At 60.8% G+C, this 14754-nt stretch carries 11 protein-coding genes and 3 tRNA genes; 5 read left to right on the top strand and 9 right to left on the bottom strand.

The window, feature by feature from the left end; translation table 11 throughout:
* The first annotated feature begins 317 nt into the window (after window positions 1-317).
* A complete protein-coding gene (locus QWZ03_RS00660) occupies window positions 318-1187 on the top strand; it encodes a CheR family methyltransferase (protein ID WP_290330962.1) in 870 nt (289 codons plus the stop codon).
* Between the two features lie 74 nt (window positions 1188-1261).
* Here QWZ03_RS00660 and QWZ03_RS00665 read toward each other — a convergent pair whose 3' ends face one another.
* The 9 genes from QWZ03_RS00665 to QWZ03_RS00705 all read right to left on the bottom strand — a co-directional run bounded on the left by QWZ03_RS00665 (window position 1262) and on the right by QWZ03_RS00705 (window position 10488).
* Window positions 1262-3067: a peptidylprolyl isomerase gene (locus tag QWZ03_RS00665; RefSeq protein ID WP_290330963.1), complete on the bottom strand. Its 1806-nt coding sequence runs from the start codon at window positions 3065-3067 to the stop codon at window positions 1262-1264.
* 86 nt (window positions 3068-3153) lie between these two features.
* A tRNA-Asp gene (locus QWZ03_RS00670) sits at window positions 3154-3230 on the bottom strand.
* A 64-nt stretch (window positions 3231-3294) separates the two neighbouring features.
* A tRNA-Val gene (locus tag QWZ03_RS00675) sits at window positions 3295-3370 on the bottom strand.
* 71 nt (window positions 3371-3441) lie between these two features.
* On the bottom strand, window positions 3442-3714 hold the full coding sequence (locus QWZ03_RS00680; RefSeq protein WP_284197777.1) for an HU family DNA-binding protein: 273 nt from the start codon (window positions 3712-3714) through the stop codon (window positions 3442-3444).
* 455 nt (window positions 3715-4169) lie between these two features.
* Window positions 4170-6590 (bottom strand): endopeptidase La, encoded by a 2421-nt coding sequence (gene lon, locus QWZ03_RS00685; protein ID WP_290330964.1) that lies wholly within the window; start codon window positions 6588-6590, stop codon window positions 4170-4172.
* Window positions 6591-6896: 306 nt separating this feature from the next.
* Window positions 6897-8174, bottom strand: a complete 1278-nt coding sequence (gene clpX / locus QWZ03_RS00690) for an ATP-dependent Clp protease ATP-binding subunit ClpX (RefSeq protein ID WP_284197779.1) — start codon at window positions 8172-8174, stop codon at window positions 6897-6899.
* Window positions 8175-8258: 84 nt separating this feature from the next.
* On the bottom strand, window positions 8259-8906 hold the full coding sequence (gene clpP / locus QWZ03_RS00695) for an ATP-dependent Clp endopeptidase proteolytic subunit ClpP (protein WP_284197780.1): 648 nt from the start codon (window positions 8904-8906) through the stop codon (window positions 8259-8261).
* Between the two features lie 121 nt (window positions 8907-9027).
* A complete protein-coding gene (gene tig, locus QWZ03_RS00700) occupies window positions 9028-10329 on the bottom strand; it encodes a trigger factor (protein ID WP_290330965.1) in 1302 nt (433 codons plus the stop codon).
* Window positions 10330-10403: 74 nt separating this feature from the next.
* A tRNA-Leu gene (locus QWZ03_RS00705) sits at window positions 10404-10488 on the bottom strand.
* A gap of 284 nt (window positions 10489-10772) precedes the next feature.
* On the opposite strand from QWZ03_RS00705, the gene gspL reads away from it, so the two are divergent.
* From gspL to gltX, 4 genes are all read left to right on the top strand, one after another.
* Entirely contained in the window at window positions 10773-11939 is a 1167-nt protein-coding gene (gspL, locus tag QWZ03_RS00710) for a type II secretion system protein GspL (RefSeq protein ID WP_290330966.1), read from the top strand.
* The gene (locus QWZ03_RS00715) at window positions 11936-12403 is read left to right on the top strand and encodes a type II secretion system protein M (RefSeq protein ID WP_290330967.1); all 468 of its coding nucleotides are present in this window, start codon (window positions 11936-11938) and stop codon (window positions 12401-12403) included. The genes gspL and QWZ03_RS00715 overlap by 4 nt, the downstream gene beginning before the upstream one ends.
* Window positions 12400-13140 (top strand): type II secretion system protein N, encoded by a 741-nt coding sequence (gene gspN / locus QWZ03_RS00720; RefSeq protein WP_290330968.1) that lies wholly within the window; start codon window positions 12400-12402, stop codon window positions 13138-13140. The genes QWZ03_RS00715 and gspN overlap by 4 nt, the downstream gene beginning before the upstream one ends.
* A gap of 138 nt (window positions 13141-13278) precedes the next feature.
* Complete coding sequence (gene gltX / locus QWZ03_RS00725; RefSeq protein WP_290330969.1) at window positions 13279-14682, top strand: glutamate--tRNA ligase; 1404 nt, start codon at window positions 13279-13281, stop codon at window positions 14680-14682.
* The last annotated feature ends 72 nt before the right edge of the window (window positions 14683-14754 follow it).

Below are 14754 nucleotides of genomic sequence, written 5' to 3' on the forward strand. Positions count from 1 at the left end.
AAGACAGCCCTTCCCCCAGACCAACGCTGCATCAGCAACTATCGGCTGTATCGCTGTGCTCGGTGCCAACGGGGCTTTGCATCCCCAACCGGGCTGCCAAGCGCCTGTTCACGATCTTTTCGCCCCGGCGTTCCGGGCTGTGCCGGATGGCGGACAAGGCATAAGCCGTGCCGCAGTACGGGTACCGCAAGCAGCTGGTAACGCCGGTCGCTGCCGCGGCGGTCGCTACCGCGGCGGTCGCCACCGGCAATGCCCGGAACCTGGCGGGCCGGCGTCGGGGTGAAAAAATCATGAACAGGCTCTAAGATAAGAAGACGATGAAAGATACCCGCACCAGCCCTCCGCCCTTCGTCATACCGGCCATGAGTACCCCCGCCGTGCGGGAGTTCAAGTTCACCCAGCAGGATTTTGATCGGGTGAAGAAATTGATATACGACTATGCCGGCATCGCACTCAACGACAGCAAGCATGACATGGTCTATGGTCGCCTGGCCAAGCGCTTGCGGGCGCATGGTTTTGGCACCTTTCAGGAATACCTGGTACTACTGGAGAAAGGCGACGAGGCCGAGTGGGAAGCGTTCATCAACTCGCTGACTACCAACCTCACATCCTTCTTCCGCGAGACCCACCACTTCCCGGTGCTACTGGAACACCTCAAGGCCAACCGTAGTGTCGGCACCCAGCATATCTGGTGCTCAGCCGCCTCTACCGGTGAAGAACCCTGGTCACTGGCCATCACGGCAGCCGAAGCATTTGATAGCCTCAGGCCACCCGTCAAGATCATTGCCACCGATCTGGACACCAGCGTACTCAAGATTGCCCAGGCCGGCGTGTATAGCGCGGACAAGGTAGACAAACTGACACCGCAGCAACTGGGGCGTTTCTTCAACAAGCGGGCCGACGGCCATTACGAAATCAAGGCCGAGCTGCGTGAGATGATGACTTTTCGCCGGCAGAACCTGATAGACCCGCTCTGGTCAGTGCGTGGCCCATTCGACGCCATGTTCTGCCGTAACGTGATGATCTATTTCGACCGCGCTACCCAACTCAAGATACTGGAACGATTCGCCCCACTACTTAGGCCCAATGGCCTGCTGTTCGTAGGCCACTCAGAAAACCTCTATCACGCCGCGCATCTGTTCAAGCTGCGCGGCAAGACGGTGTACGAGCTGGAGAAGCCTCGCTAGCCGCCAGGCGACAGGCAACAAAAAAGCGCCCTGCAAAGACAGGGCGCTTTTCTTGGTAAGCACGGCCAGCGCGCTTACTTGGGCTGGGCGATCTCCACCTTCTGCTTTCTACGCAGTTCGGCGATATAAGCCTCTACCGTCTGGCGACCGGTCACCTGCTCCAGCGAACCCACCAGATTCTGGCGCATGGCTGGGTCCATAGGCGCAGCGGTCGCGGCGCTCACCTTGAAGACGATATAGCTGTCCTTGTTCTCTACACCAGCATAGCCAGGCAGCTTGGCGGAGAAGATGGCATTGATGGCGGGCTTGTCCAGGCCTTCGCTACGCAGGCGGCTTATGGGGCGCGACGGCGTCCATTCCAGTGCAACCGGCGTACCGGCTTGCAACGCTGCCAGGGTCTTCTTGCCTTCTGCCTGTGCCAGCTTGACTGCCTTCTCGCGCTTGAGCAGATCGCTGATCTTGCCAGCCACCTCAGTCAGCGGAGGGACGCGTGCCTTTTCATGGGCAGCCACGCGTGCCACCAGCAGCGTACCCTTGCTCACTTCAATGGCTTCGGAATTGTGCTTCTTGTTCAGCACATCATCGCCAAACACGGCTTCACGTACCTTGTCATTCAGCATCGGGTCGGCACTGGCCTCGCGGCTCACCCAGTCGCTCTGAACCAGCGGCAGCTTATAGGCATCCACCAGGGGCTGCAGACTGTTGGCCTGCTGGTAAGCCATGTCCGTGAACTTCTCGGTTTCCGCATCAAAACGCTTCTGGGCCAGCTCGGCGCGCAGCGACTGCTCAATGCCGGGCTTGAGCTCGTCGAAGCTCTTGCTCCGCACGTCCTGCAGTTGCAGGATGTGATAGCCGTATTCAGTCTCAACCACGCCACTCAGCTCGCCCTTGGCCAGCTTGAATGCAGCATCGTCAAAAGCCTTTACCATCACACCCTTGCGGTTGTATCCCAGATCACCACCCTGCACGGCCGAACCCGGATCTTCCGAATTCTGCTTGGCCAGGTCGGCAAAGCGGGCCGGGTTTTGCTTCAGCTCAGCCAGGAGCTTCTCGGCCTTTTGCTTGGCGGCCGCCTTGGCCTCCTTGCTGGCAGCGGCATCGGCCTTGATCAGGATATGACGAACCTGGCGCTCTTCCTGAGCCAGCTCAGCCTTATTCTTCTCGAAGTGTTCCTGCAACTGCTGCGGTGTCACTACCGTGGTCGGTAGCAAGGCATCGCGCGAAAACACCACATAAGACAGCTTTACCCGCTCTGGCAGGCGGTAGTCCGCCTGGTGGCTGTCGTAGTATTGCTTGACCTCGGCGTCGCTCACGACAGCCTGGGGCATGAACTTATCTGCACCAAACACCAGTGCCGTCACTTCGCGCGGCTGGGTCACCGCAGTGACCAGGCGTTCAGCAGCCAGGCGCGAGCTAAATCCGCTCGAGCCCAGGCTGTCCACCAGTGTCTGCATCCGCATGTCTTCGCCCAACAGCTGCTCGAACTGGGCCACGGTCATATTGCGGCTAGCGAGCATGCTCTTGTAGCGCTCTATGCTGAACTTGCCGTCTTCGCCCTTGAAGGCGTCGATCTTGCCGATCTGCTCGCGCAGTTGCGCATCCGCAGCCAGCACGTTCAGTTCCTTGGCCTGGTTCATCATCAACTGGCGCTGTACCAATTGTTCGACCATCTTGGGCTTTTCAGCCTCGGGCACTTGCTGGCCGCCTGCCAATGTCTGCAGATCACGCTCTGTGACCTCCACCCCATCGACCTTGGCCAGGGTGCCGGCACCGCCGTCCCCCATCAAGGTGGCGGAGCCGCCGGTCATCATCAAGCCAAGAATCACCAGGCCAAAGGCCACACCCACGAACCCACGGTGCTTTTGTACGAACTCGAACATCGGTAGACATCTCCACACCCTGCTAGGGCGATGGTTCAATGACAGGCAATAAAAAAGGGCGAACTTGCGTTCACCCTTTTTTGATTTGGCGGAGCGGACGGGACTCGAACCCGCGACCCCCGGCGTGACAGGCCGGTATTCTAACCAACTGAACTACCGCTCCAAGTTCCACTTGGCCAAGTCAGTCAGTAAAAAGCGCTGCTTGAATCAACCAAAGGCAAAAAAACTGGTGGGTGGTGACGGGGTCGAACCGCCGACATTCTGCGTGTAAGGCAGACGCTCTACCAACTGAGCTAACCACCCCTGAACCTACCAACAAACTACTCAGCAGGCCTCGTCCAAGAGAACTTCAGGGTTTGGACTAAGTAAGCCAGCTATTGTACGGAATCTTTTAGCGATTTACCAGCACGAAATTTAGGTTGTTTCGCTGCCTTGATTTTGATGGTCGCGCCGGTGCGTGGATTACGGCCACTACGGGCGCTGCGCTCCCCTACATAGAAGGTGCCAAAACCCACCAGCGTCACCATATCTCCGCCCTTGAGCGCAGCAGTCACCGAGGCGATGGTTGCATCCAGTGCTTTCCCTGCTGCGGCTTTGGATATCCCCGCTTCGGCCGCAATAGCGTCAATCAGTTCCGACTTATTCACTATATGTCCCCTTTCAGTTGGTAGGATGGAGCAACAGCAATACAGGTCAAACACAGCGATAGGCGCTGAACACGCATCAAGCTCGATACATGGGTACGGCGCCTGGCAGAGCAGATCATTTCGCGCAAAAGGCAGCAACAGCTCACACTGCCTCATTCCACCCCTGCCATTGCCGCGCCATGGCATGCTGCGGGGCATTGGATTTTGGGGGGCTCACCCCATGGCGCAATGGCACGGTCTTGCCATCTCGCACGCAGGGGCGCACGCAGGGATTCCCTAGACTTTATAGCAAGCGGATTTTTCGTGTGTCAAGCGCAAAGCCGCGTCATTGCTGGATTTGCGGGCATCCAGGCAATATAGCCGCCCCGCCAGCACCCACTCAGGTAGGCAACGCTGCCGATTCCGTGCCCACATAACAAAAAGGCTGCCTATACAGGCAGCCTCTTGTCCCAACCTTAATGCTTGGTCGGCGTGTTGCTGGGCACCGCCACCGGGGCCGCAGCGGCGGCCTCTGCCGGCGCTTCAGGCTCAATCACGCGCGGCGTGGGCTGCCTTTCCAGCGCCAAGGCCAGCACCTGGTCTATCCACTTCACCGGGTGAATCTCCAGCTTTTGCTTGATATTGTCCGGAATCTCCACCAGATCCTTGGTGTTGCCATCCGGTATCAGCACATGCTTGATGCCGCCACGGTGTGCCGCCAGCAGCTTCTCCTTCAAGCCACCAATGGGCAACACTTCGCCGCGTAGGGTGATCTCGCCGGTCATGGCCACGTCAGCGCGTACCGGTATGCCGGTCAGGATGGAAACCATGGCGGTGGTAATGGCGATACCCGCCGACGGGCCGTCCTTGGGTGTCGCGCCCTCGGGCAAGTGGATATGGATATCGTGCTTCTGGTAGAAGTCCGGATCCACCCCCAGGCTTTCGGCCCGGCTACGCACCACCGACAGCGCCGCCTGTATAGATTCCTGCATGACTTCACCCAGGGTGCCGGTGGTGATCATCTTGCCCTTGCCCGCCAACGACACCGCCTCGATGGTCAGCAATTCGCCGCCCACCTCAGTCCATGCCAGACCAGTAACCTGTCCTACCTGGTTGCTTTCCTCGGCCAGGCCATAGGTGAACTTGCGCACGCCCAGATACTTGTCCAGATTCTTGGCGTTGACCGTCACCTTCTTGTCCGATGGCTTGAGCAGCAAAGCCTTGACCACCTTGCGGCAGATGCGTGCCACTTCGCGATCCAGGCTACGCACGCCCGCTTCGCGAGTATAGAAGCGAACGATATCGCGCAGCGCCGATTCCTGAATGATCAGCTCGTTTTCCTTGAGCCCGTTGGCAGTCATCTGCTTGGGCACCAGGTACTTCTCGGCGATATTGACCTTCTCATCCTCGGTGTAACCCGCCAGGCGGATGATTTCCATCCGGTCCAGCAGGGGGGCCGGGATATTCAGCGAGTTGGCCGTCGCCACGAACATCACATCAGAGAGGTCGTAATCCACTTCCAGGTAGTGATCACTGAAAGCGTGGTTCTGCGCCGGGTCCAGCACTTCGAGCAGGGCCGAGGAAGGGTCGCCGCGGAAATCCGCCCCCATCTTGTCCACTTCGTCGAGCAGGAAAAGCGGGTTCTTCACCCCGGCCTTGCTCATGCTCTGCAATATCTTGCCGGGCATGGAGCCAATATAGGTACGGCGATGGCCGCGGATCTCGGCCTCGTCACGCACGCCGCCCAGCGCCATGCGCACGAACTTGCGGTTGGTGGCGCGGGCGATGCTCTCGCCCAGCGAGGTCTTGCCTACGCCGGGTGGGCCGACCAGGCAAAGGATAGGGGCCTTGAGCTTCTCGACCCGCTGCTGCACGGCAAGATACTCGACGATGCGTTCCTTGACCTTGTCGAGGCCATAATGATCGCTATCCAGTATCTTGTCGGCCTCGGCCAGATCCTTGCTGATCTTGGTCTTTTTCTTCCACGGCAGGCCGATCAGGGTATCGATGTAGTTGCGCACCACGGTGGCCTCGGCCGACATGGGCGACATCATCTTCAGCTTCTTCAGCTCGGCATCCGCCTTGGTCTTGGCATCCTTGGGCAGGCCTGCAGCCTTGATACGCTTCTCCAGCTCATCCAGCTCGGCGCCTTCTTCGATCTCGCCCAGCTCCTTCTGGATAGCCTTGACCTGCTCGTTCAGATAGTACTCGCGCTGGCTTTTCTCCATCTGCCGTTTCACACGGCCACGGATGCGCTTTTCCACCTGCAGGATGTCAATTTCGGCTTCCAGCTGCTTGAGCAGGTGCTCCAGCCGCTCGCCGACCTTGAACATCTCCAGAATGTCCTGTTTCTGCTCCAGCTTCAGCGGCAGATGGGCAGCAATGGTGTCGGCCAGGCGTCCGGCGCGTTCGATGCCGGACAAGGAGGTCAGCACCTCGGGGGGGATCTTCTTGTTCAGTTTGACGAACTGGTCAAACTGGCCCAACAACGCGCGACGCATGGCTTCCGTCTCGGTGTCCTCGACCGCATCCATGGGGACGGGTTGGGCAGTCACGGTAAAGTGGCCATCGTCCTCGGTGATGGTCTCCACCAGCGCGCGCTGGCTGCCCTCGACCAACACCTTGACGGTGCCGTCAGGCAGCTTGAGCATCTGCAGTATGGTGGCAACGGTGCCGACGTCGTACATATCGGTCGCTACCGGTTCGTCCTTGGACGCGTTCTTCTGAGCCAGCAGCAGTATCTGCTTGCCTGCCTCCATGGCGGCTTCCAGCGCACGTATGGATTTGGGCCGGCCGACAAACAACGGTATGACCATGAAAGGGAACACTACCACGTCGCGCAAGGGCAACAGTGGCATGTCAATAGAGTGGGCTGGCAGTTCAGTGTGCTGGGACATGGGGTATCCAGTGCGAGAGTCTATGTCTGGAAGATGGGGCGCAGAACGCAGATTTCAACGTGGTGCAAGTCCATCTTGACTGATAAAAGCCCGGCTCGGCAACCACCCGCCACAAAAAGAAACCGCCCCTAAGGGCGGTTTCTTTTGCTTTGAACGACTTAGCGCCTGCACATCAGCCTGCAACATCAGCATGATAGGGATGAAGCTGCGGCAGGAAATCCCAAAAAAACAGCGTTCATATGGATTTTCTTACCGGGCTTCGTCCAACAAGCGACCGCCAGCGATATATCGCGCAGCGGCTTGGGCTCAGGCAGCCTGCGCCTGTGACTTATCCTTGTCGCCATGCACCAGCAAGGGCTGCCCGGCGTGATCAATCACATTCTCGTCGATCACTACCTTCTGCACATCGTGTTGCGACGGCAGTTCGTACATGGTGTCGAGCAGCGCACCTTCCAGGATGGAACGCAGGCCCCGCGCACCGGTCTTGCGCGCCAGTGCCTTGCGGGCAATGGCGTTCAGCGCTTCCGGGCGCACTTCCAGCTCGGCACCTTCCAGTTCGAACAGCTTCTGGTACTGCTTGATCAGCGAGTTCTTGGGCTCGGTCAGAATGGTGATCAAGGCAGCCTCATCCAGCTCGTCCAGGGTCGCCACCACAGGCAGGCGGCCCACGAACTCGGGAATCAGGCCGAACTTGATCAAGTCTTCCGGCTCAGTCTCACGCAGGGTCTTGCCTACATCCTTGCTGGCGTCCTTGGAGTGCACCGAGGCAGCAAAACCGATACCGCCCTTCTGCGAACGCTGGCGTATCACATTGGTCAGGCCATCAAAAGCGCCACCGCAGATGAACAGGATGTTGGTGGTATCAACCTGCAGGAATTCCTGATTCGGGTGCTTGCGGCCACCCGACGGCGGTATCGACGCCACCGTACCTTCGATCAGCTTCAGCAAGGCCTGCTGCACGCCCTCACCCGAGACATCGCGGGTAATGGACGGGTTGTCGGACTTGCGCGAAATCTTGTCGATTTCATCGATATAGATAATGCCGCGCTGGGCCTTCTCGATATCCCAATCGCACTTCTGCAGCAGCTTGGCGATGATGTTTTCGACATCCTCGCCCACATAGCCGGCCTCGGTCAGCGTGGTGGCGTCCGCCATCACGAAGGGGACATCCAGCAGGCGCGCCAGGGTCTGTGCCAGCAAGGTCTTGCCCGAACCGGTGGGCCCGATCAGCAAAATATTGGACTTGGCCAGCTCGACGTCGCCGGTCTTGGCAGCCGGATTGGCCAGCCGCTTGTAGTGGTTGTACACCGCTACCGCCAGCGATTTTTTGGCCTTGTCCTGCCCGATCACATACTGGTCCAGCGAGGCACGGATTTCGGCCGGTGCTGGCAGCTTGCCGGCAGCGCCAGTCTTGGCCGCACCGGTCACTGCTGTGCCGCTCTGCAGTTCTTCACGGATGATGTCATTGCACAACTCGATACATTCGTCACAGATGAAAACCTGTGGACCAGCGATCAGTTTGCGCACTTCGTGCTGGCTCTTGCCGCAGAAGGAGCAGTAAAGGAGTTTTTCTTTTTCGGTCATGGCAACCTCGCCATCGCAAGTGGCCGCCAGGCGGCCACGTTCTATCTAATAAGGCAACCGGGAGCGAACTCCCGGCTGTCGGGTTCAGGCCAGCGCCTGGCGCGAGGAGATCACCTGGTCGACCAGGCCATAGGCCTGGGCTTCCGTCGCGGTCATGAAGTTGTCACGGTCGCTGTCACGGGTAATTTCTTCAATGCTGCGGCCAGTGTGCTGGGCCATCAGGGCATTCAATTTCTCACGCAGGCTCAGGATGTACTTGGCATGGATCTCGATATCGGTCGCCTGGCCCTGGAAACCACCCAGGGGCTGGTGAATCATCACCGTGGAGTTAGGCAGGGCAAAACGCTTACCCTTGGCACCCGCCTGCAACAGGAAGGCGCCCATGCTGGCAGCCATACCCACGCACAGTGTGGAGACATCGGGCTTGATGAACTGCATGGTGTCGTAGATGGACATGCCAGCAGAGATCGAACCGCCGGGGCTGTTGATGTAGAGGAAGATATCCTTGTCCGGATTCTCCGACTCCAGGAACAGCATCTGCGCCACAACCAGGTTGGCGGTCGCATCGTTGACCGGCCCCACCAGGAAGATCACGCGTTCCTTCAAGAGGCGCGAATAGATATCGTAGGCACGCTCGCCACGGCCGCTTTGCTCGATGACCATGGGAACATAGCCCAAGCCCTGCGGTTCGGTGTGGGTGTTGCGCCAATCGGCGGGATTGAAGTTGCTCATGCTGTCCTTCTTGTCGGCAAGTCGTATAGGGGGCCGGATAAGCCGGATAAAAAAGGGCCCGGCCGGCACTTACCTATAAAGGTAAGGCGGACGAGCCCGATTTCAAGCGTAGAACGCAAACTTAGGCTTGTTGACCCATCAGTTCGTCAAACGCCAGTTGCTTCTCAACCGTCTTGGCCTTGGAGTAGACGAACTCAACCACGTTGTCTTCCAGCGCCAGCGCCTCCGGGCCTTCGAGGCGATCACTGCTGGCATAGTACCACTTGACCACTTCTTCCGGATGCTCGTAGCTCTCGGCGAATTCAGCCACGATGGTCTGAATCTGCTCAGGCTTGGCTTGCAGATTGTTGGCGCGCACCACTTCAGCCAGGATCAGACCCAGGCTGACGCGACGCTTGGCCTGCTCTTCGAACAGCTCAGGCGGGAAAGGCATTTCCTTGGGATCGAAGCCCCGTTGCTGCATTTCCTGACGGGCGTTCTCGATCAGGCGGCCGATTTCCTGGCCAACCAGTGCACGCGGCAGTTCCAGCGGGCTGACGTCCAGCAGGGCCTGCATCACGGCTTCCTTGCCGCGAGCGGTCAGACGACGCTTCACTTCGCGCTCGACATTCTTGCGGATTTCAGCACGCAGGGCATCGATGCTGCCATCTTCCACACCCAGGGTCTTGGCAAAGGCAGCATCCAGCTCGGGCATGGTCGCACCAGCCACGTTCTTGACGGTCACTTCGAACTGGGCGGTCTTGCCGGCCACGTCCTTGCCTTGATAATCAGCCGGGAAGGCCAGGTCGAAGGTCTTGGTGTCGCCTTCCTTCATACCGACCACGGCGCTGTCGAACTCAGGCAGCATCTGGCCTTCGCCAGCCAGGAAGGCGTAGTTCTCACTGGAACCGCCAGCAAATGCCACGCCGTCGATGGTGCCCTTGAAGTCGACGATCACGCGATCGCCCTTCTCGGCAGCGCGTTCGACGCGGTCAAAACGGGTGCGCTGCTTGCGCAGGATTTCGATGGTCTTGTCTACTTCGGCGTCGGTCACGCTCAGTACCGGACGCTCCACTTCAACAGCGGTCAGGTCGCCCACGACCACTTCGGGGTAGATTTCGAAGGTGGCGCTGAACTTGAATGCATCGCCTTCGGCAGGCTTGCCTTCAAAACGGGGGAAACCCGCAACGCGCAGCTTCTGGTCTTGCACAGCGCTGGCGAAAGCGGTTTGTACCTGTTCGCCCAAGACTTCTTCGCGAACTTGCAGGCCGTAGTTGGCAGCCACGATCTTCATCGGGGCCTTGCCAGGACGGAAGCCTTGAATACGAGCGGTGCGAGCCACGCGCTTCAGGCGGGCATCCACGGCGGTTTCGATGTCGGCAGACGGGATAGCGAAGTCGAGACGACGCTCCAGTTGGCCCAGCGTTTCCAGTTGTGCTTGCATGTCAGTAATCCTGTATTGCGTGTAGACAGTTCTGTTTCAATCAATACCGACCAAGCGTCGGCGTCAGCGTATCCTGGTGCGAGAGGGGGGACTCGAACCCCCACACCTTACGGCGCTGGAACCTAAATCCAGTGCGTCTACCAATTCCGCCACTCTCGCTTCCCGGCGCTGCGTCTTTAGGTCGGACCATGCACTGGACACGACACGCGGCGCGTAACGAATCGAGGATTATAGGCGAGAGATTGGGTAAATAACAAACCCGGTCATCAAGCGGCCGTCCAGACACCCGCCGCAACCCCATCCCTCACCGCCCTCGACGGCCCTGCAGCGCGCCGTGCAAGCTGTCTGTACGCCGCCACGGTGCATACTGGCGGCGCCAACAATTCGAAACGCTGTGTCATACTCGCGCACACTTTATACAACACTCCCTACGGCCCACTGTCGTGACCACGCTACGACTCTTCTTCACCGAAGCCGCTTTACCTGCCTCGCCCGCCACCGAAGTGGAATGGCGCACCCTCAACGGCCCGCAATCCGGCCACGGCCGTTCTGCGCTAAGCGCCCTGCCAGCAGCCAGCCGGGTGGAGTTGTTCCTGCCACCGGCCCGCGTGCTGCGCACCACGGCCAGCCTGCCCAAAGGCGCAGGTAAACAGGCGAGCAAATTGCTGCCGTTTGCCTTGGATCAGGTACTACTGGCCGAGCCCACCGAGCAACACCTGGCCCACCAGCTGGTAGGCGAGCAATGCCGTGTAGCCGCAGTCCAGCGGGAGCTGCTGGCCGAACTGATGAACACCCTGACCCAAGTCGGTCGCCGCCCACGCGCCGCCTGGGCGTCCGACGCCCTGGTAGCTGCCGATGGCAGCGTATTGCTCTGGTGCGGCAACGGCTGGGCCCGCCGTACCGGCGAAACATCGCAGTGGTTTGACGCCGTCAGCCCTGCAGACCCGCCTCCGCTGCTGGTCGCCCTGCTGGGCGATGTGCCTCAGCTTGAGCTGGCCGCACCCAAGACCGCCCAGGCCGAGATTGCACTGGATCGCTGGACCGCTGCGCTCGGCCGTCCCGTTCAACTCGCCGACGGCGATGCCTACAGCAACGCCGTAGCCGGCGATGCCGTAGAGCTGCTGCAAGGCGAATTCGCCGCCGGCACCCAGTTCGATGTGGACTGGAATCGCCTCAGGCCCACCGCCTGGCTGGCTGGCAGCGCCGTGCTGCTGGCACTCCTGGTGACCACTGGCCAATGGCTGTCCTGGCGTAGCGAAGAGCAACGCCTGCGACAAGGCATAGATACGGCCTACACCAAGGCCTATCCCAAGGAACCGCTGGTGGATGCCCGCCTGCAGCTGCAAGCCAAGCTGGCCAGCAACGCCACCCCGGCACTCGCCCCGCAAGCAGGCAGTCTGGCACCGCTACTCAAGGTAGCGCCCCAGTTGCAGGCCTCCGGCGTACCGCTGGTCACGCTGGATTACCTGGAAGGCCGGGTCGAAGCGGAATACCAGGCCGCCCCAGATCAACTCGGCAACCTCGTACAGGCTCTCAGCGCCAACGGCAAGGTAGAGGTACGCCCCTCCGGCACCGATCGCACCCGGCTCATACTGACACCTCAATCATGAACAACGTCCTCGCCCAGCTCACACTATTCTGGAAGCAGCGCAATGCCCGCGAAAGAGCCATCCTGGCAGCGGGCGGCAGCATTCTGCTACTGGTCCTGATCTATAGCGCCATCGTCGCCCCCCTGCTCAGCGAGCACAGCCGCCTGCAACGCACCTTGCCGACCTTGCGCGCTGATGCCGCCCGCTTCGAGCGCGATCTGGCCCAGGCCACCGGTGGCCCCGCCGGCCCCACTGTCGCCGCTGACATCGGCGCACTGGCAGCCACAGCGGGCCTGAGCGGCGACAACGTCAGCATCAGCCGCGCCGACAACCAACGCAGCAGCCTCAGCGCCAAGGCTGTCGCCTGGAGCGCCGTCACCGCCCTGCTCGCCAGCAGCCAGGCACAGGGCTGGTCGCTCAGCAAGCTATCGGTGCGCAGCGTCGAAGGTGGCAATGTCGATGCCGACGTGGAGTGGACGCGATGAAACGCCTCTCCTGGCATTGGTGGCTGTTGCTGACCTTGCTGACTACGGCCTTCCTGGTATTGCGGCTCCCCGCCACGGTTATGGGCAGCATCATTGCGGCCCAGACCAAGGACAAGCTGCAACTGGCCGGCGCCCAAGGCAGCCTCTGGCAAGGCTCGGCCCAGCCCCTGCTACAAGGGACAGCCCTGGGCGAACGACTGGACTGGGTCTGGCAACCCAAGGCACTGCTCAAGGGCAGGCTCGCCTACCAGATCACGCTGGACGGCGGTCAAGGCCTTGTTTCCATCGGCTGGGGCGGCCTGGCCATACAGGAAGTCAACCTGGCCGTGGCCGCCGCACCCGTGTTTCAGCTCGATAAGGGTGTCAAACCCTATGGCCTGAGCGGCCAGCTGCGGCTGGCCAGCCCCGAACTACGCTACCAGGCGGGCAAGCCCACCGGCACCCTGACGCTGGACTGGCTGGGCGCCAACTCCAGCCTGGCCCCCATGGTCTCTCCCCTGGGCGACTATCGCCTGACCCTGAGCCCCGCTGGCGAGGGCCTGCGCATCCAGCTGGCCACCCTGGGTGGCCGCCTGCAACTGAACGGTGGCGGTCACTGGGAGGCGAGCCAAGGCCTGGCGGCCGAAGTTGGCCTGCAAGCCAGCCCTGGCTCCGAGGCCGTACTCAGCCCATTCCTCAATCAGGTAGGCCAGGGCAATCCTGGCGGCGAGCGCATGCTGCGCTTCAACTACCGCTAGCACCACCCATGCGCGCGCCTCGGCAGGGGCGCGCGACACCCTGGCCAGCCCCCCCGCCAACCTCGGCCGCCATAGCCGATTCGCCACCCCTCTCGTCACCGGGTAAAATGTGCGCTTTTCTCGCACACCCGGCCCATCATGACCGTCCGCACCCGCTTCGCCCCCTCGCCCACCGGCCTCCTGCATATCGGTGGCGTCCGCACCGCCCTGTTTTCCTGGGCCTACGCCCGCAAGCAGCAAGGCGTGTTCGTACTGCGCATAGAGGACACCGACCTGGAACGGTCCACCCCCGAATCCGTCAAGGCCATCATGGATGGCATGCACTGGGTGGGCCTGGACTATGACGAGGGCCCGTTCTACCAGATGCAGCGCATGGATCGCTACAAGGTGGTGATACAGGACATGCTGGCCGCAGGCACCGCCTACTATTGCTATTCCTCCAAGGAAGAGCTGGATCAGATGCGTGCCGAGGCCGAAGCGCGTGGCGAGAAGCCCCGCTACGATCGCACCTGGCGCCCCGAACGCGGCAAGACCCTACCGCCGGTACCGGAAGGCGTACAACCCGTGGTGCGCTTTCGCAACCCCATAGATGGCGTGGTGGCCTGGGACGATGCCGTCAAGGGCCGCATCGAGATCGGCAATGTGGAGCTGGACGATCTGATCATCGCCCGGCCTGACGGCACCCCCACCTATAACTTCTGCGTAGTGGTCGATGACTGGGACATGGGCATCACCCACGTTATCCGCGGCGACGACCATGTCAACAATACCCCGCGCCAGATCAATATCCTGGCAGCACTCGGCGCCCCGCTGCCGGTGTATGGCCACCTGCCCATGATCCTGAATGCCAACGGCCAGAAGATGAGCAAGCGGCGCGACGCGGTCAGCGTGGTCGATTACAGCGAGCAGGGCATCCTGCCTGAGGCCCTGCTGAACTACCTGGCCAGGCTGGGCTGGGGCCATGGTGACGAAGAGTTCTTCACCATGACCCAGTTCGTCGAGTGGTTCGACCTGAAGAACGTCAGCCCCAGCCCCTCGCGCTTCGACCGCGACAAGATGCTGTGGATCAACCAGCAGCACATGAAGGCAGCCGACAACCAGCGGCTGGCGGAGCTGACCGCACCCTTCCTGACCAAGCTGGGCTACGACAGCACCCAGGGGCCTGCACTGGCCGAGGTGATCGGCCTGCTGAAGGAACGCGTCACCAACCTGGTGGATCTGGCAGCGCAAGCCACCTATTTCTATCGTCACGATGCCGCGCCAGCCGAACTGGCCGCCCAGCATCTGAACGAGGAAGCCCGCGCCCGCCTGGCACGCTTTCACAAGGCGCTGGCCGATACCGCCTGGGATGCCCCCACCCTCTCTGCCGCCATCAAGACCTTTGTGGCCGCCGAAGGGGTAAAGATGCCCCTGGTCGGCATGCCGCTACGTGCCGCTCTTTGCGGCACCACCCAGACTCCATCAGTGGATCTGGTACTGGCCCTGCTGGGCAAGGATGAGGTGCTCAAGCGCCTGAGCCACACACTCCAGACGGCCGCCTGAGCCAGCAATACCCTGGCAGCATCAGCAAAAACGGACGAGCAATCGTCCGTTTTTGCTTTTAAATCCGCATCT

The organism is Chitinimonas viridis (assembly GCF_030409555.1).
Classification (GTDB): Bacteria; Pseudomonadota; Gammaproteobacteria; order Burkholderiales; family Chitinimonadaceae; genus Chitinimonas; species Chitinimonas viridis.